Raw genomic sequence first — 18,714 nt, forward strand, 5'->3', positions numbered from 1 at the left:
GAGGTTAATAAAAAGAAGTTCATAGATGGGTTCCTGAATATAAAAAAGTAGGCTGGAATTACCAGCCTACCAAATGTCCATTACTAAAACACGAGAGGTTTTCAGCCTACCAAATGTCCATTACGCCGCTTTTTATAATGTATTCTATGTGCCATACATTCTTGAACGGTCATCATTGACCGTATCAATGGTAAACCTTTTACGTAACATGATTCTGTTCTGCAATAGTGTGATGAAATCTTTCATGTTCTTGCGTAATTTTGTCATCAGACGTATATCGTCAATGAAAAGTTTTTCAAATGAACTTTGTAATATGTATCTTTTATCAGCATACAACTTCACCGAAAAGTTTTTCGGTGAAGTCCATGACTTTCAATAAAAATGGAATTATTATTGTATCTTATTAATTGTCAACTATAAAGACACTAAAAGCATCGCGCTCCTATAACTTTTCAAATAGATTTCTTATATCGAACTCAGTTGTTTTATAGGTTTTCTTATAATAACTAATGCAAAATTAAACTAATTTTTTCTTCTTTACAAGAAAAAAACAGAAATTATGCAAAAAATATTCTTATTAGTTGCGTTATAGAGTTAACTAATAAGCGCAAATATATAGGAATAGTATTTGAAAAACTCCTTGTTTAGAGTAGATACTTTCGCTTTCATCAATATATTCCATACCTTTGTTCACAGGTTAAGTACTTATTTTCACTACAAAGAAATAAGGTGAATCCGGTAAATTGAAAATAACAAAAGCCGTGTATCATTACTTCTCTGTAAATGAATACACGACTTTTTATGCATCTTATAGACACACAAAAAGAAAGTGTGCCTATTTAGACACACTCTCTTTTAAATACATCATAATTAATAGCTTATTTTTGCGCCAACAAAATAGCTTCTTGGTAAAGACGGACCATAAATATATCCGGAGTCACGATTCCAACCTTTATCAAAATCTTTTTGATAAGCATTGGTGATATTCTGTATTCCCGCATTGACTTGTAAAATAGTTTGTTTATATACCGGTATATCATACGCAACTTTCAGATTCAACGTAAAGAAATCAGGAGTAGTAATGGCAAGAGGATCACGTTTTCCAGGACCTTCTTCAATACCCGCACGTCCAACCAACATCTTTCCCGTATATGTACCCGACAGAGATGTACTCAAACGTTTCATTGGCTTAATTGTTGTAGTAAAATATCCGTAAATATCAGGAGTACGCATCATCTTTTTCTCTTTAGGCGCATTTTCATCCCATTCTACCGCTTCGTCATATCGGCTTTTCTGGAATGTAATTCCACCTTGAAGTTGGAACCATGATGTAAACGCAACTTTTCCTTCAAGGTTTAATCCCCAGACTTTTGCTCCGTATGCATTGTAACGTTCAAGAATATCATTGCCTTGAGCATCTTTTTTATCTAACTTTCTGGAGGCAAACACGTCATCTAATATAGTATAAAAACCTTCTATCAACAGATTAGTCTGTACTTTTCCAAAAGAATGATATAAATCAGTCGACACACTGAAACTGTTAGAACGTTCTTCTTTCAAATTCTCCGCTAAACGTGTCACAACACGGTCTCCTCCGACAATGCCCACATGCAAATCCTCATCGAATGCTTGTGGAGCACGGAATCCTCCGGAATAACTTGCGCGGAAATTAACATTCTTACTTGGATTAAAGCGTAAGTTTACTCTTGGTGAGAATATGGCTTTACTTACTAAATTATGCTTATCCACACGTCCTCCCACAAGGAAGCTCCATTGTTCATTCTTCCATTCATTTTGAAAGAAAGCACTGGCAATACGTATCTTCTGGTCCATGTTTCTTTGATAAGCTAAGACTTCATCTTTCAAACCGTCATAATTATATTCTGCTCCTACTGTAAAGTCGGAAGGAAGAAATATTAGTTTATCAAACGAATGTATATATTGTGCTCCACCCACTAATGTAAGATCGCTGCTAGTTCCATAGGCTTTTTCCGCATTTTCTTTATCTTCTTCGGTAATGCCTTCACCCGTTCCACCATAATAACTCTTTCTGTCGGTATTTTGGAAAGAGAAATACACATTCAATCTATTCTTTTCATCCGGAGCGAAATAATCATAGCTTATTCCTCCACCATTGATATTATGTTCTATCTGTTCTGTAATATTAGACTCGTGGGGTGGACGCTTTAGCATATTCCCACCACGACGGAATTCATTAATGCTATGATACTGCAATGTTATTTTTGAAAATGGGCTAAGACGTAAGAAAGAACGTAAGCCGATCGTTTGATTCCGTAAGTTAGGAAGTTCTGTATATCCGTCTCCATCATGGTCGTAACCGGAACGGTAACGGTTTTGTCCGTAAACAAAGAATCCTGCCCTATTATCTTCCGTAACTAAAGAAGCATTCAAGGTCGTATTGTTTTCAAAAGAATTACTTCCACCTAAAGACATCAACGAATGAGCAGCCTCTGCCGAATTGTGAGTAGGTTCTTTTGTGATGATATTAATTGTACCTCCAATGGCTGACGCTCCAAAAAGAGCGGATCCGCCACCACGTACCACCTCTACACGTTCAATCATACTTGATGGTATTTGCTCCAACCCGTATACTCCGGTTAACGCGGAGAATATAGGACGTGAATCCATCAATATTTGTGAATAATGCCCATCCAATCCGTTGATACGAACCTGAGTAAACCCACAATTCTGGCAATTATCCTCCACACGTACCCCCGGCTGGAAGCATAAGCCTTGCGCTAAACAAGTAGAATGAGTGTTTTCAAAAAGCTTTGAATCTGCTACACTGACTAAATTAGGAGCAATCCTACGCATTGTTTCCATTCGATTGGCAGAAACAACCACTTCATCCAATGCAATGTCGTCTTCTTCCAACTCGAAATTAAGCTCTTGAGTAGTATTCTTTTGAGTGACCACTTTCTTCTGTATTGTGCGGTATCCGATATATTTCACCTCAATGGTTAATGTACCAACAGGTAAATTCTTTAAGAAGTAATGTCCTGTTGCATCTGTCGTTGTACCAATAGTAGTACCTTTAACTAATATATTAATGTAAGGTAAATGTTCTCCACTTTTTTTATCTTTTACATGTCCGTATACATTTGCATCCGTACCATTATTTGGTAATGGAATATTATCGTTAGCAAACAATGGAGTAAAAAGTAATTGTAAAATAATAACTATATAATTTATTCTTTTATGTAATATATTTCCCATCAAATTAATGTTTGGTTATATGTGTTTCTAATCCTTTTTATCTAAAATCTTTATGCTTACAGCCTTCAGCTCCTGCCATCCTGATTTATCGGTTACCCTAACCATAAAATGATAGTCTCCCGAGTCAATATTTGCAGGAATAGGGATATTAACCTGAGCATTGTATCGTAAAGAATTCTCTTGAATAAAGAAATCTTTGTTATATACCCACGGTTGCACGGGTTTCTTCTTTTCATCTAAAGAACAATCTCCTGCATCGGTACTATGGGTATGATGATCGAAATTATTATGTATTTCAATATTGTAACTCCCTAAACCTTCGTTATCAGTGAAAGTATATCTAAAAGGTATTTCTTCTCCTTTATAGAATACTTGGCAGTTTTGAGGTACTGCATCACTATTTGTTTCTATTACCGGTTTTTCCAAGTCTTTGTGGCTTTCCTCCTTGCTACAACTTGTAACAAGGAGGAATAAAAGCAAATTCAAGCTATAAATTACTAAATGTTTATTACTTATCATACTATATACTTTATTATTAAATATTAATTTATTTTTTTGTTATACTAAATTTCTCTTTGAATATCTTACTTGCTCCTTGTGCGTATTCTATTCTAATCTCAAGAATATATTCTCCTGCAGGAGCATATTTACCATCGTCAGATTTAGCTTCTAACTTTTGATTAAAAGCATATTCCTTTAATTCTTTATTAGCAAATTCCTCTTTTAATGTATGATTATAAAAATATTCTTTTGGAGCATCTTCTTTATAAATTCGCATACGAATAGAATGTATATTACCTTCAGCTTTTACATTGAACTTGGTCATAATATCTGAAGCCACAGCTGAATGTTTCGTACCGATTTCAATATCCGATAATGTTGCGTCACTCTTTTTGAACATAACGCCTTCAATAGCATGTTCCGATACTTCTCCTTGCTTATCATATACATTAACATGCATGTGATATTCTCCTACAGGAGCTTTGTCAGAAATAGCAATGTGCTTATGTTGCCCGTTAATGCCCCACTCTTTTTCACCTTCGAATGTGAAAGTCGTATCTACTTCAAATGCCGGTGTTCCTTCTTCATTATGAATGTGAACAACAATTTTATCAAGTCCGTTTTCTGCTGTAATATGAGCCGAGACCAGTGGCTTTGTCCCTATATAGCCAATTTTATTATCAGGAAAATCATGCGAAGCTCCAAATTTCAGATCTTTTACTGTGATATGCTTAGACGCCTCTTTTATCATTAATTCAGATTCCTTCATTTCCGTTTGCCCTAATTGGTCTGTTACGGTAAAATGCAAATGATATTCTCCGGAAGGAGCATCTGCAGGAATATCAATATGCTCATGAAACTTTACATTCTTTACACCGATATATTTACCGTCAGTAAAAGATTGTGTTATTTTAAAATTACCACCTTTCTTCTGATGAATTTCTATATCAATACGTTTTATTAAACTTTCGGCAATGATTTCACCTTCAAGATGAAGGTCACTCCCCGCAGTTACTGTTTTACTATTTTCCGCGCCAACCTCTGTCAAATTAATAACCGGTTTTGCGTTATCATTTGGATCATCTTTTTTACAAGATGAAAAAATAAACATACATAAACTAAATACGAATGTTGTTATAAATAATAAATTCTTTTTCATAATTGTTTTATTAAATTAATATTTTTCTCTATTCACTTATTATACGATATCTTCTTTTTAGTTGCTATCTTTATTTTAAAAAACAACTCCTATCATTAAAGAGAAGTTACGACCCGGTTCAGGCACATCGATTAATCGATAAAAACTGGTGTGGTCATAATATCTCTTGTTTAACAAATTTAATCCTTGCAGATTGAGCTTTAATCCATAACTTTTCCATGTAAAAACTTTACCAATGCTCATGTTCAGCACACTATATCCTTTTGTCGCTTTTTCAGGAGGAACGATTTCATTCTGATCTCCGACAACTTTATAAGTGATTGAAATAAAACCGCTCTTTTCTTCCTGTTCCGGCGAAAGTATATATTTTAGTTCCGTACCAATTGACCAAGGAGGCGAAAAAGGTAATGTATATCCTTTCTTATCACCTGAAAGTTGTTCTGCATATAAATATTCTCCTTTTAATCCGGTCTCCCACTTTCGTGAAAACTTATAATTTGCTTCTGCTTCAAATCCATAACGAATAACTCTGCTCTGCGTATAATAATAAGTCTGCAACCCTTCTGTATAACCGGAAGTCGGATTCAAATAGATATAATTGGGAAAATAATTCAGATAAGGATCTAACTGGATGTTAATAACATCATTATGCCAATTGATTCCCGCGTCAAACTGATAAGATTCTTCCGGAGACAACTTAGATTCTCCTTTCTCATAACGGAATATGTGATAATTAATACCATCAGCACCTAACTCTTTCGGAATGGGCGCACGGAAACTTTTCCCTAAATTTGCTTTCAGTATCCATTGCCCTACATTATAATTGACGCCAAGAGACCATGTAAGACTATTAAATGAACGTTTTAAATCGGCAGAACGTTCTTTATATATAGAATCCAATCCCTCAACAGGCGTTTTATACCAATCGCTATAGTGATGAATATGAGTATGTATTTTATCAAGACGTATACCGGCACTCAAAATCAAATCTTCAGTCAGATGATACCGATCATATACATATCCTCCGTAAGAAGTTGTTTCAAAATCCGGAATGATAAATCCCCATCCACCTCGTTTATTATGTTGATATTCAATATTTAATCCCGCTCTCAGACTATGCTTTTCCGCCAATAACGTATTCATGCTTACATTAGCAGTATAAGTATTCTTGACATACTTTCTTTCCAATGTATTGGGCGGTATAGGCATATAACCATGCGATATGGGTTCCGATTGTTCCTTACGAAGATTATTCTGGAAAGAAAGATCACTTTCCATGTGTATCTTTCCCCATCGCCAAGCCGAGTGGTTTATTATCTTCAAATGATTAACTCCATGAAATGGCAAATCAATATCTCTCCGAGAACGATCATAGTCTATGTCCGACATTCGCACTTCCAATCCATGTGCGTCAGCAAAAAAACCGCTTTTTGCATACGTATCGGAAATTCTTATACTGGAAGAAAAGTTATCTCCCAGATATCCAAATGTGAAACTTCCGTCATATTCTTTGCCGGCAGTATTACGTAAACGCCTATTCTTTAATTTTATATAGTAAGAGTAGTACTGAATACTATCGGCAGGAACCTTGTAATCGGCATAGTCAATCAGTGTCAAGTTTGCCCGATAATAAAAATGCTTGTTCTTTCCGGCTAATTGAGCAGAAAGTCCAACTGATTCATTATTGCTTCGTGCGAATAAATCAATTTTTCCTTCATATCGTTTGATAGGAATATAATTACTGTACAGGTTTATGACGCCTCCAATAGCATCTGAACCATAGAGTAAAGTAGAAGGGCCTTTTATCACTTCAACTTTATCAATGGAAAACTGATCTATTTCAAGACCATGATCTTCTCCCCATTGCTGTCCTTCATGTTTAATGCCGTTTTCTGTTACTACCATCCTGTTAAAACCTAACCCGCGTATGGCCGGTTTTGATTGCCCGGAGCCTATATTCATAGCTTTGACTCCCGGTATCCCCGCCAAACTTTGCATCAGGCTACCGGATATATTGGCATCTATATAGGATTTCCCTATGCTCACAAGATTCTGAGAAGATTTCATCATAACGTCTCTCTTGTTATTGTTTCCTATAATAACAACTTCATTCATTGTTATGCCATCCTTTACCATGCTTTTGACAGTGTCCTGCTGTTGAGCATGAGATAAAACGACCAGCATGAATGATACAGCTGTTACAGCCATCCTTTTCATCATAGCACTTTACTTATTCAACATAAATAGTTACTGAAATAGTATTTTGTATTTCAGTTAGCCGGTCAATAATCAATGTATATTACGGGTGAAAACAAAACAAAACAATACATCCATATTGCTTTGGTAGCATAATACATACCACTGCTGTTTTCTGCCTAATAACTTGTAAACCGACAAAAAGAGATAAATAAGGTTTTTACCTTAGATTAATTAATATATAAAAGATAAAAAAGGAGGCGCTCGTAAACATTGTGAATAAGTAGGTCTAAACCTTAACCTATTCAGATGAAAAATCGGTTCGAAAAGAAAAACAGGGATTATACAACAAATCTGAACTGTTTCAACTTGAGTAAAAGGAGAAAGAGTAAACTGGCAAATTAAACATTCATCATTCGAAGTCGGAACAGATCCTTTTTCTGAATGACTAATAACTATTTTTTGTTCATTGTGATGATGAATACCCTTCACAACGAACAAAGGCATAAGCGCAAAAAGCAATACCCATGCAATAGTTATTCTTCTTTTAGCCTTTACTTTCACTCTGTTCTTTTATTATGGATTGCGAATATATGAACTTTTATCTGTTCTATATCATGTTTTTATGTTAATTTTTGTTTTATCATGTATTTATACCTATAAATAGGTATCCCGCTAAAACATTAAAGAGAGCCCAATTTTTATATAATACAAAGCCAAAATCAAATTCAGCAATTAAATTTATATACTATCATATACTTCTTAATAAAATTTACTAAATTTGTATTGTTAACAAAAATATAAAGATATGAACAATACACTAAAAACATTCACAAATTTGTATCCACTGAGTAAGACCTTGCGTTTTGAATTGAAACCTATAGGCAAAACTGTAGAAAATATGAAGAATGCTGGCATTTTTCAAGAAGATGAACACAGAGCAGAAAGTTACAAAAAAGTTAAGAAAATCATTGATGAGTATCACAAAACATACATCGAACATGCACTTTCTGAGTGTAAACTTGTATATGAAAATGAAAACAAGCAAAATTCACTTCAAGAATATTACAATCTTTATATCTTGCACACAAAGACTGAAGTACAGAATAAAGAATTTGAAAAAGTCCATGAGAATCTTAGGAAACAAATAACCTATGCATTAACCAATGATCCCAAATTTAAGACTATTAATAAGAAAGAGCTTATCAAGAAAGATCTTCCCACATTTGTAACCAAACCTGAAGATATGGAACTTGTTAAAGAATTCAGCGATTTTACAACCTACTTCACCGGTTTTCACCAAAATAGAATGAATATGTATTCTTCTGAAGCTAAATCGACAGCTATTGCTTACCGTTTAATTCACGAGAATCTTCCAAAATTCATAGATAATATCAACACTTTCCAAAAAATTGCTGAGAGTCCTATTGCTGAGAAACTTGCAACTATTTACATGGTATATTCCGAACAAGGGTATTTGAATGTCAACAATTTAAACGAAATATTCTCTCTTAATTATTATAGTACGGTACTCACTCAAACACAAATTGAAATCTACAATGCAGTCATCGGAGGCAAAATAGAAGAAGACGGAATCAAAATTCAAGGAATTAATGAGTATATCAACCTCTATAATCAGAAGCAGGAAAAGAAAGAAGATCGTCTTCCAAAGCTGAAACCTCTCTTCAAGCAAATACTCAGCGATAGAGAACAGATTTCATGGTTACAAGAAGAATTCAGTAATGACAATCAAGTACTTTCCTCCATTGACGATTTCTGCAAGTTGCTTGCAGATGATATTCTCGATCGAACTAAAATACTCCTTCAATCTGTTGCCGATTACGATCTTAGCAAAATATACTTAAATAACGACCTCCAATTAACAGATATTTCACAGAAGATATTTAGCGATTGGAGTATTATTAAACAGGCTATTGAAAAGAAATACGAAACAGATTATCCGCAAGGAAAAATCAAAGAAGAGGTTTATGAGAAACGCAAAGCAAAGTATTTCAAATCATTTAAAAACTTTAGAATCAGCTTTATCAATGAATGCCTACAGCTCCTCGGAGATGAATATCACAAAAAAATTGAAAACTACATTGCAAAAATAGGTGCATTAAACACAACAGAGCAACAGACAGTTAATTTCATCACCCAAATAACAATCTCTTATAATCAAGTAAAAGACTTTCTCAGCAATGAATATCCGAAAGATAGAAATCTTGTACAAGACAAAGATTCTGTTGCTCAACTCAAGAACCTACTTGACAATATCAAGAATCTCCAGCGTTTCATCAAACCTCTACTCGATAACGGTGAGGAACCTGACAAGGACGACAGATTCTATGGTGAACTTGCCTATGTTTGGGATGTGATTGACAACATAACGCCTCTTTATAATAAAGTACGCAACTACCTCACTCGCAAACCTTATTCTATTGAGAAGATTAAATTGAACTTTGAAAATTCACAGCTACTTAACGGTTGGGATATGAATAAAGAGACAGACAACACAAGTATCATTCTACGTAAGGGTGGTTTATACTATCTTGCCATTATGAATAAAAAGAATAACAAAATATTTGAAGGTAGTATTCCCACAGAGGAACCATGTTACGAGAAAATGAATTATAAACTACTGCCAGGTGCAAGTAAAATGTTCCCAAAAGTATTCTTACCACATTCTGATATTAAAAAATTTGATCCAAGTGACAATATAATATCAATTTATGATAAGGGTACCTACAAAAAAGGAGATAACTTCAGTCTAAAAGATTGTCATGACTTAATAGACTTCTTCAAAGCTTCAATCAACAAATATGAATCTTGGAAGAACTTTGATTTCAATTTTTCTGATACAGAAACGTATGAAAATCTAAATGATTTCTATCGAGAAGTTGATAACCAAGGGTATAAAATCTCTTTCCGCAATGTATCTGTCAACTATATCAATTCACTTGTGGATGAAGGAAAACTCTATCTCTTCCAAATATATAACAAAGATTTCTCACCATATAGCAAGGGGACTCCTAACATGCACACACTGTATTGGAAGATGGTATTCGATGAGCGCAATCTTGCAGATGTAATTTATAAGCTGAATGGTCAAGCCGAAATCTTTTTTCGCAAATCGAGCCTGCATTACGATCGCCCTACACACCCTGCCAATCAACCTATTAATAATAAAAACATAGAAAACTCTAAAAAACAAAGTGTATTTGATTACGATCTTATAAAAGACAAGCGATATACAATAGACAAGTTCCAATTCCATGTATCTATTACAATGAACTTTAAAAGTACAACATCCGGTAATATCAACTCACTTGTAAATAAGTATATCAGGTCAACTAAAGATTTGCATTTCATTGGCATCGATCGTGGTGAACGCCACCTCTTGTACCTCACAGTTATTGATTCTAAAGGTAATATCAAAGAACAATATTCACTTAATGAAATTACAAACAAGTATAACGGTAATACTTATCACACCAACTACCATGACTTGCTCAATAATCGTGAAGCTGCACAAAAGAAGGAACGCCAAAGTTGGCAAACAATTGAAAACATCAAAGAACTCAAGCAAGGTTTTCTTAGTCAGGTAATCCATAAAATCGCACAACTCATTATAAAGTACAATGCTATTGTTATACTCGAAGACTTGAGCATAGGTTTCAAACGAAGCCGACAAAAGATAGAAAGTTCCGTTTATCAACAGTTTGAGAAAAGCCTTATCGATAAACTGAACTACCTCGTTGACAAAACGCTCCCTGCTGAAGCCTATGGTGGTCTGCTTCATGCCTATCAGTTGACCAACCAATTTAAAAGTTTTCAAAATATGGGTAAGCAAAACGGCGTTCTCCTCTACATTCCTGCATGGAATACCAGTAAAATAGATCCCGTAACTGGATTTGTAAATCTTTTTAGTACTCGTTATGAATCAATTATTAAAGCACAAACCTTCTTCAGTAAATTCGATTCAATTAAATACAATTCTTCAAAAGGTTGGTTTGAATTAAAGTTCGATTACAATAACTTCACTCAGAAAGCAAAAGGAACACAAACAAAATGGACACTCTGCACATGGGGAACACGAATCAAAACATTCCGCAATTCAGACAAAAATTTTTCATGGGATAATAAAGAATTCGACCTCTCTAAGGCATATCAGAAACTTTTCGAAGATTTCAATATTGACATCAAAAACAATAATCTGAAAGAAGCGATTGTGAAACAAAACTCAAAAGACTTTTTTGAAAGGCTTCTTTGTCTGCTAAAACTCACATTGCAAATGCGAAACAGCATGACAGGCACAGAAATTGATTATATTGTATCGCCTGTAGCAGATACAAATGGAAATTTCTATGATAGCCGCACTTGTGGGAGTAACCTTCCAATGAATGCCGATGCCAATGGTGCATACAACATTGCCCGTAAAGGACTATGGATGGCAGAGCAGATACGAAATACGCAAGAAGATAAAAGTCCAAAACTTACTATTTCAAATAAGGAATGGTTGCTATTTGCTCAACAGAAACCTTATCTCCCAAAGTAATGCAAGATTATATATCCATATCAACTCTCAATGATTTTATCTTTTGCCCGTATTCCATATATCTACATAATATTTATATGGATACGGACGAAACGATGTATCATGCCATTCCACAGACTAAAGGCAAAATTGCTCACGAGCCAACTGACCATAAAACATCAAGTAACAGATCCGATGTCATTCTGAGTCTACCTGTCTATTCTGAACGTTTTCACATAATGGGTAAAATTGATGTGTATAAACGTAAAGAAAAAATACTGATAGAACGAAAATACAACTTAAAGAAAATATATCGTGGGCAAATATATCAACTATGGGCACAAATGTTCTGTTTACTCGAAATGGGATATGAAGTAAATGCTATAGCTTTTTATGAAATATCTACCAATAAAATGATTCCAGTCGAAATACCAACTAAAGTACAAGAAAGAGAATTTGAAGACTTTATCAATCAGTTTCAAACTTATGATCCTTCTCTTCCTATAAGTATCAATCCAAATAAATGCACTCATTGCATATATTGTAATCTTTGTGATAAAACTAATTCGGAAAATGTTTACACATAAGGACATAGAATATCGTACCATCTTCGTCATCAACTGCATTAAAGAACGCTCATTACGTGTTAGTAATGGTGAGCTTTTGCTTGAAGAACAAAAAGAGAATTCTGACAAAATGAAGACCCTAACCAAACTTCCTTTTCAGAAAATACTTATACTATTCATCGTTGGCCATATTAGAATAACAACTCCCTTGATAGAGAAATGTAAAAAATATGGTGTCGCACTTATAGTCGTCAAGCCCAATTTTAGACCCGTGTTCTTTTGGGCCAATTATGCCGAAGCAAATTTTCTCCTGCATCAGCGTCAATATCAACTTGATAAAGAAGATATTGATATCGCAAGAATACTTGTAATAAACAAAATACAAAACCAAATAAAAACACTTCAATGCACAAGGAGGAAAGATGAACTAACAGAATATGCTAAAACGAAATGTAAAGAATGTTATCAAAAAGCAGTTTCTGCATCAGAATACACTCAGCTCATGGGCATTGAAGGACTTGCATCCAAAACTTTTTTCTTAGCATTCTTTCAAGACTATAATTGGAAACTACGTCGACCAAGAACTAAATGTGACGCATTGAATACTACACTTGACATCGGCTATACAATATTATTTAACTATATAGAATGTTTCTTGAGAATGTTTGGATTTGATTTATATGTTGGCGTTTTTCACAGAATGTGGTTCAAACGCAAATCATTAGTCTGTGATATCATGGAACCATATCGTTGCATCATAGACAAAACAGTTCGAATTGCATATAATCGGAATCAGTTTTCTGACAAAGACTTCGTGATTCATAAAGGTGAATATATGCTAAAACACGAAAAAAATCAAGATTATTGTAAAGTCTTCTTTAATGCGCTCATTCCTTACAAAATAGAAATATTTAAGTATGTCCAAAAATACTATCGATGTTTTATGCAACAAAAGCCTGCATCTCAATATCCACAATTCTTCATTTAGTTTACTTATGCTAATAATCAGTTATGACATCAAAGACGACAAGCTGCGAACACGTTTTTCTAAAATGCTTACTAAAAATGGAGCTATAAGACTCCAATTCTCTGTATATGAAGTAAATAATAGTAATAGAATATTAGACAATCTTGTCATAAAGATAGAAGATGAATTTACAAAGTTGTTTGAAGGTGGTGATAGTGTCATTATCTTTGATGCTTCTGGAATAAAACTTAGAAAATATGGTAATGCTATACATAGGGATGTCGACATAGTCTATTTTTAGATCGCAAAGCCAGATCTATACACAAACTTAAAATTTGGTCTAAACGTATTAACTTCAGCACTTTATAAACGATTTTTATGAATGCCAATATCATATGTGGGTAAAACATCTATAATAAAAAATATATATAAGTATTTGATGCTTAATAATAAAACTACTATCTTTGTACTATTGGAGTCTATGAGACTCATTTAATTTCTACTATTGTAGATTTCGATTGCGTCATCACCAATTATGAGTCTATGAGACTCATTTAATTTCTACTATTGTAGATGCGGTATTGCAAGAAGAAAGTCTTGTGTCGTCTATGAGACTCATTTAATTTCTACTATTGTAGATAGAACCTCGAAGTCGGGATAGTTCGGATGTCTATGAGACTCATTTAATTTCTACTATTGTAGATGGGGTAATGGATAGCGGACAAGCACTAACAGTCTATGAGACTCATTTAATTTCTACTATTGTAGATATAAAGCTATACCGGCTCCAACATCTTCCGTCTATGAGACTCATTTAATTTCTACTATTGTAGATTCAATACACAGATGAAGTCATCAAAAAGTCTATGAGACTCATTTAATTTCTACTATTGTAGATAAGAAGAAAAAAGTCTTAGCTTCATACCTGTCTATGAGACTCATTTAATTTCTACTATTGTAGATAGCATAGTAACCACTGCTTCCGATTTTAGGTCTATGAGACTCATTTAATTTCTACTATTGTAGATTGTTATTACGAAAAAGATAATCTGTTTTGTCTATGAGACTCATTTAATTTCTACTATTGTAGATATTTAATCGAATTCATCTTTTCAATAGAAAAATTAGGTGTATCACCTGCATGAATCAAGTGTATCACGCACGTGAGACATGTGAACCACGCACGTGAGACACATGAACCACGCACGTGAGGAATACAAAACTTCTGATAATTTTGCCACTTCAACAAAAAAAGACGGCTTCTATTAAATAGAAACCGCCTTTCTTTTCTGTTTGAAATTCTTAATTATGGCATAGCCGGTAATGACCAACCATTACGATAAGTATGCTTGATAAGCTCTTCGGCAAACGACTTTGCGTTAACTTTCTCAGTATCCTTACCAAATGTAGGATGACCATCCTTAACCGAGAAGTTGTCCTTCTTAGTCATTTCAATAATATCGGAATCATTGATATTCGTGAAACGCATATTCTGACCATCCCAATTGAGAATACGATGTAAGCCTTGCAGTCTGACAGCCAACACGCCCATAACAACCATTTCATTGAACGGACCGGCCTCAGAGAAGTTTGAAGCAGTCTGTACACGGGTCTCCGGATTCTCTTTACAAGCGCGAACCCAATCCATTTCATGACTAACCGTAATTTCACGCTGAGTCTTCGGACAATTAGGTACTCTACCGGATAGCAACCAAGGATCACGACCATAGCAACCGCAAACCAAGGTATCCTTAGTTCCGTAGAAAATAACCGGACCGTCAATATCTAATTGCTTATCTGCGGGGAATCCTTCAGGTATTTCAGGAGTAATACCACCATCAACCCAACTAACTTCAACTTCCGGCAATTTAATCTTACATCTCTTATCTTTTGACTGACGAGCAGGGAATGTCAGTTTAATGCTTTGCGCAGAAGGAGCGCAATCGGACATTAATAATGTAGAGCTACCCTGAACTTTCGTCGGATAACCTAATTGCAAAGCCTTGAAGATAGGATGCATAACATGGCAAGCCATATCGCCGAGAGCCCCTGTTCCATAATCCCACCATCCACGCCAATTCCATGGATGATAAATTTCATTATAAGGTCTCATTTTGGCAGGACCGGTAAACAAATCCCAATTCAAAGTGTCGGGAACCCACTGTCCGGCAGGAGTTGGAAGACCCTGTGGCCAAATAGGACGGTTCGTTCCGCAAACAACTTTTTTAACTTCACCAATCTCACCATTCCAAATCCAATCACAAGTCTGGCGAACACCGGCAGCCGAAGAGCCCTGATTCCCCATCTGAGTGGCTACGTTATACTTCTTAGCCAAGTTTGTCAACAAACGAGATTCGTAAACAGAGTGTGTCAAAGGTTTCTGAACATAAACATGCTTACCCAAAGTAATAGCATGGGAAGCAATGATACAGTGAGTATGATCTGCAGTAGCAACGATGACACTATCAATAGAATCGTGCATTTCATCCAACATTTTACGCCAGTCCCAATAACGCTTTGCTTTTGGGAACTCTTCAAACACGCCTTTCGCGTAATTCCAGTCGACATCACAAAGAGCAACAAGATTCTCTGTCCCCTTAACCTGATTGATATTAGCATGACCCATGCCGCCTATACCAACGGCAGCAATGTTTAATTTGTCACTCGGAGAGATGTGACCATGGCTCTTACCTAAAATGATATTCGGAGCAATAGTAAATGCTGCCGCAGCCATTGAACTTCTTTTAAGAAAGTCTCTTCTTGAAATTTTAGACATAGTATTACTTTTTATTACTAATAATATAATTTGTTCAATGGCTAAAATTACATAAAAAGTTTGCATCTCAAAAGATTTTCCTTAAAAATTAAAAGAAATATTCTTTGAAACGCGAATTGAATACAAACAATCTATCTGAAAAGAAACAAAATGTTTACATTCATCTCAACGCTTTACAGCTGTATCTTCCAAGTTTTTTATGCTGAAAGCATGAATAAACGTATTTGTCAAACATTCCCTCAATCACTCGATAGCCGCGAAAAAGTATAAATTTATAAAATAGCATAGCTTTTAATTATCTCCTTTTCTTTTGAACGTTGACAACTTTAACAGTCAACTAATGGAATATATCCGGTATTTTTGTTTCTATCCTATTCTCTATTTCATCGGGCATGTACGAGAAGAAGTCCATTCCTATTAAACTTTCCACTGAATCGACAGACACAGCTCGGTCTTTCATTTTCTTATGAGAAGCATTATTATCGAAAAGGAAGCCAACACATACAGGATTATCCTTACCTTTATTAAAAAGTACCACTTTAAAGAACGCATCAGGCACTGCCACCTTATGGGTACCGATTCGTTTAGGATTCTTAGTTTTATAAATCGGTCCGCAACACACCCATACTTTTCCATACTTCTTAGCCCAATAACGAGTTTGAATCTCTAAATCATTCCAATCGCCTTTATTCAACTCATGGTTCTGCGGACAGATATTCGTCATATAAAAAGTCTCTTCTTCCGATTTGCTACTCCATTTCATATCACCGGCCGGAGCCATGTGACCACGATCATAGCCGGAGCGTGTATAGTCTTGAGAAAAAACTTTGCTTCCCTTTATGTTGGGATCCGGAGTAAACTCCGTCGGACGCTGTGCATTATCACTCTTTGCCTCATTACGAGTTATTTCCCAAGCCACCCATCGTGGGGTTTTAAATTCAGGATCATAATAAATAGTGTAACCCATACGATCCATACGCTCTCCACCGGCATAATGATAGACTACAGGAATCTCCATCTTATCAACTGAATAAGTTGGCTTTTTCGTCATCGAGGTATTCTCTGGCTCCCAAAACTTAGTATTTAACGTATCAGAAGTTAATTGATCCGTCAGTTTCTCTTCCTTTGCGTTAATATTCGTGGTTTGCTTATTATAATTCTGATACACCACCAAAAGCATCGCGATCAATATTACCATAGAGCCTAAAAGACTGCTTTTCTTCTTATTCATTATATTAAAATTCTTTATCCTCACAAATATATATATAAATTATTGATACAACACATTTTATTAAAACAAGTTAAGATGTTGTATATATCGCTTGAGATATAAAAAAGATATACTACATTTGTCGCGTGAAAAAAGAAATGAAAATACTGTAAAGCATAGTCCATAAAAATACTAATAACATAAAAGAAAAAAATGATGGAAATTAAAGCAATTAGAATGTATGATCATGGTTTTATGAATCAGGCATTTGCCTTCGGTGGTGAAGAAGGAAAGGATAAATTTGACGAACAAATTATATACCGCAGTAGTCTTCAAAATTTTTTAATTGATACCGGCAGTGAGGTTATTCTTATTGATACCGGCTTTCAGAACGGATTTGTTGCTCCTGCAAAGAAACTTGGAGCACCATTATATATGGGTGAATCTATAAAAGATTATATGGATGCTTTCAGCGAAATGGGATACCGTCCGGAGCAAGTTAGCAAAATTCTTATTACACATAAACATCCCGATCATACAGCAGCTTTACCATATTTTCCCAACGCAAAAATATACATATCAGCTGAAGATGCTGACGCGATGAAATTAGAAGGAGAAAACATCGTACGAGTTACATACAAGGATGGTCCCTATCATAACTTTCCTAAGTCTGAGAAGATTGCCGACGGTATATATTACATTGAAGCAAAAGGGCATACAAAAGGCAATAGTATCATCATTGTCGAAAAAGACGAATTGTTTTACATGATTCATGGTGATGTAACTTACTGCGATGCTGCTCTCAAAGCAAATAAACTCAGCATTGTGTTCGAAGATATTGTTGCTGCGCGTGAGACACTCGACAGAGTTCGGGAATTTATCAAGAATAATCCTACCGTTTACCTTTCTACTCATTGCCCTGAAGGATATGAGAATTTAGAAATGAAACGTGTAATGAAACTATAAAGGAAGAATGTGTCCTTTGAAATAAAAACAAACAAATATATTAAATTATGAATACCAAAACAGTTTATGATTTTAGTCTAAAAGACAAAAAAGAGAATGAAGTCAGCCTTTCACAATATAAAGGTAAAGTTTTACTTATTGTAAATACGGCTACAGGATGCGGATTCACTCCACAGTACGAAGAATTGGAAGCCATGTATCATCGTTTGAAAGATAAAGGTTTAGAGATTCTCGATATTCCTTGCAATCAGTTTGGACATCAAGCTCCCGGGACAGACGCGGAAATCCAAGAATTCTGCCAACTGAAGTTTGGGGCAGACTTTCCACAGTTCAAGAAGAGCGATGTTAACGGAGCAAATGAACTTCCACTGTATACCTGGCTGAAAAGTGAAAAAGGATTCAATGACTCATACGATGCCAAATTAGCCGGGATTATGGAAAAGCTCTATAACGAAAGCAACCCCGAACCGCGCAAAAAAGATGATATTCAATGGAATTTCACTAAATTCCTTATCAATCGTGAAGGACAAGTCGTAGCACGCTTTGAACCAACGAAAGATTTGAAAGAAGTCGAGGAACGTATAACAGCCATTCTATAA

General features: G+C 35.1%; 12 protein-coding genes, 1 pseudogene and 1 CRISPR repeat array. Of the genes and pseudogenes, 6 read left to right on the forward strand and 7 right to left on the reverse strand.

Going from position 1 to position 18,714, the window contains the following annotated elements; all coding sequences use genetic code 11:
* Nucleotides 1–139: 139 nt before the first annotated feature.
* From LO761_RS12575 to LO761_RS02585, 5 genes and pseudogenes are all read right to left on the reverse strand, one after another.
* Nucleotides 140–382: pseudogene (locus LO761_RS12575) on the reverse strand (transposase); the annotation flags it as partial.
* A gap of 488 nt (nt 383–870) precedes the next feature.
* Nucleotides 871–3,237 carry a TonB-dependent receptor gene (locus tag LO761_RS02570; protein ID WP_272816761.1) on the reverse strand — a complete coding sequence of 789 codons (2,367 nt, stop codon included), beginning with the start codon at nt 3,235–3,237 and terminating at the stop codon, nt 871–873.
* Between the two features lie 27 nt (nt 3,238–3,264).
* On the reverse strand, nt 3,265–3,756 hold the full coding sequence (locus LO761_RS02575) for a DUF4625 domain-containing protein (protein ID WP_272816762.1): 492 nt from the start codon (nt 3,754–3,756) through the stop codon (nt 3,265–3,267).
* A 28-nt stretch (nt 3,757–3,784) separates the two neighbouring features.
* The gene (locus LO761_RS02580; protein ID WP_272816763.1) at nt 3,785–4,897 is read right to left on the reverse strand and encodes a DUF4625 domain-containing protein; all 1,113 of its coding nucleotides are present in this window, start codon (nt 4,895–4,897) and stop codon (nt 3,785–3,787) included.
* 75 nt (nt 4,898–4,972) lie between these two features.
* Nucleotides 4,973–7,114, reverse strand: coding sequence for a TonB-dependent receptor (locus tag LO761_RS02585; protein WP_272816890.1), 2,142 nt, complete (start codon nt 7,112–7,114; stop codon nt 4,973–4,975).
* 787 nt (nt 7,115–7,901) lie between these two features.
* Between LO761_RS02585 and cas12a the strand changes: the two genes are divergently transcribed.
* The 4 genes from cas12a to cas2 are packed head-to-tail and all read left to right on the forward strand — an operon-like array spanning nt 7,902 to nt 13,464.
* The gene (gene cas12a / locus LO761_RS02590) at nt 7,902–11,651 is read left to right on the forward strand and encodes a type V CRISPR-associated protein Cas12a/Cpf1 (RefSeq protein WP_272816764.1); all 3,750 of its coding nucleotides are present in this window, start codon (nt 7,902–7,904) and stop codon (nt 11,649–11,651) included.
* Complete coding sequence (cas4, locus tag LO761_RS02595) at nt 11,651–12,217, forward strand: type V CRISPR-associated protein Cas4 (RefSeq protein WP_272816891.1); 567 nt, start codon at nt 11,651–11,653, stop codon at nt 12,215–12,217. Before cas12a ends, cas4 begins: the two co-directional genes overlap by 1 nt.
* Nucleotides 12,204–13,184, forward strand: coding sequence for a type V CRISPR-associated endonuclease Cas1 (gene cas1 / locus LO761_RS02600; protein ID WP_272816765.1), 981 nt, complete (start codon nt 12,204–12,206; stop codon nt 13,182–13,184). Before cas4 ends, cas1 begins: the two co-directional genes overlap by 14 nt.
* Nucleotides 13,185–13,191: 7 nt before the next feature.
* Nucleotides 13,192–13,464, forward strand: coding sequence for a CRISPR-associated endonuclease Cas2 (gene cas2 / locus LO761_RS02605; protein ID WP_272816766.1), 273 nt, complete (start codon nt 13,192–13,194; stop codon nt 13,462–13,464).
* 176 nt (nt 13,465–13,640) lie between these two features.
* Nucleotides 13,641–14,255: direct repeats of the CRISPR family, unit length 36 nt; unit sequence GTCTATGAGACTCATTTAATTTCTACTATTGTAGAT.
* A 214-nt stretch (nt 14,256–14,469) separates the two neighbouring features.
* Here cas2 and LO761_RS02610 read toward each other — a convergent pair.
* Together LO761_RS02610 and LO761_RS02615 are read right to left on the reverse strand one after the other, a co-directional pair.
* On the reverse strand, nt 14,470–15,939 hold the full coding sequence (locus LO761_RS02610; protein WP_272816767.1) for a Gfo/Idh/MocA family oxidoreductase: 1,470 nt from the start codon (nt 15,937–15,939) through the stop codon (nt 14,470–14,472).
* Between the two features lie 337 nt (nt 15,940–16,276).
* Complete coding sequence (locus LO761_RS02615) at nt 16,277–17,170, reverse strand: DNA/RNA non-specific endonuclease (RefSeq protein ID WP_272816768.1); 894 nt, start codon at nt 17,168–17,170, stop codon at nt 16,277–16,279.
* Between the two features lie 195 nt (nt 17,171–17,365).
* Here LO761_RS02615 and LO761_RS02620 point away from each other — a divergent pair, with 195 nt between their 5' ends.
* Nucleotides 17,366–18,115: an MBL fold metallo-hydrolase gene (locus LO761_RS02620; protein ID WP_272816769.1), complete on the forward strand. Its 750-nt coding sequence runs from the start codon at nt 17,366–17,368 to the stop codon at nt 18,113–18,115.
* A 47-nt stretch (nt 18,116–18,162) separates the two neighbouring features.
* Entirely contained in the window at nt 18,163–18,714 is a 552-nt protein-coding gene (locus LO761_RS02625; protein WP_272816770.1) for a glutathione peroxidase, read from the forward strand.

Origin of the sequence: Phocaeicola oris (assembly GCF_021295095.1) — a bacterium.
GTDB lineage: Bacteria > Bacteroidota > Bacteroidia > Bacteroidales > Bacteroidaceae > Phocaeicola > Phocaeicola oris.

What these genes read in the sequence shown, in the direction of transcription:
- cas1 (WP_272816765.1), top strand. Translation starts at nt 12,204, where the DNA reads ATGTTTACACATAAGGACATAGAATATCGTACCATCTTCGTCATCAAC.
- LO761_RS02620 (WP_272816769.1), top strand. Translation starts at nt 17,366, where the DNA reads ATGGAAATTAAAGCAATTAGAATGTATGATCATGGTTTTATGAATCAG.
- LO761_RS02615 (WP_272816768.1), bottom strand. Translation starts at nt 17,170, where the DNA reads ATGAATAAGAAGAAAAGCAGTCTTTTAGGCTCTATGGTAATATTGATC.
- LO761_RS02585 (WP_272816890.1), bottom strand. Translation starts at nt 7,114, where the DNA reads ATGAAAAGGATGGCTGTAACAGCTGTATCATTCATGCTGGTCGTTTTA.
- cas4 (WP_272816891.1), top strand. Translation starts at nt 11,651, where the DNA reads ATGCAAGATTATATATCCATATCAACTCTCAATGATTTTATCTTTTGC.
- LO761_RS02610 (WP_272816767.1), bottom strand. Translation starts at nt 15,939, where the DNA reads ATGTCTAAAATTTCAAGAAGAGACTTTCTTAAAAGAAGTTCAATGGCT.
- LO761_RS02625 (WP_272816770.1), top strand. Translation starts at nt 18,163, where the DNA reads ATGAATACCAAAACAGTTTATGATTTTAGTCTAAAAGACAAAAAAGAG.
- cas2 (WP_272816766.1), top strand. Translation starts at nt 13,192, where the DNA reads ATGCTAATAATCAGTTATGACATCAAAGACGACAAGCTGCGAACACGT.
- cas12a (WP_272816764.1), top strand. Translation starts at nt 7,902, where the DNA reads ATGAACAATACACTAAAAACATTCACAAATTTGTATCCACTGAGTAAG.
- LO761_RS02580 (WP_272816763.1), bottom strand. Translation starts at nt 4,897, where the DNA reads ATGAAAAAGAATTTATTATTTATAACAACATTCGTATTTAGTTTATGT.
- LO761_RS02570 (WP_272816761.1), bottom strand. Translation starts at nt 3,237, where the DNA reads ATGGGAAATATATTACATAAAAGAATAAATTATATAGTTATTATTTTA.
- LO761_RS02575 (WP_272816762.1), bottom strand. Translation starts at nt 3,756, where the DNA reads ATGATAAGTAATAAACATTTAGTAATTTATAGCTTGAATTTGCTTTTA.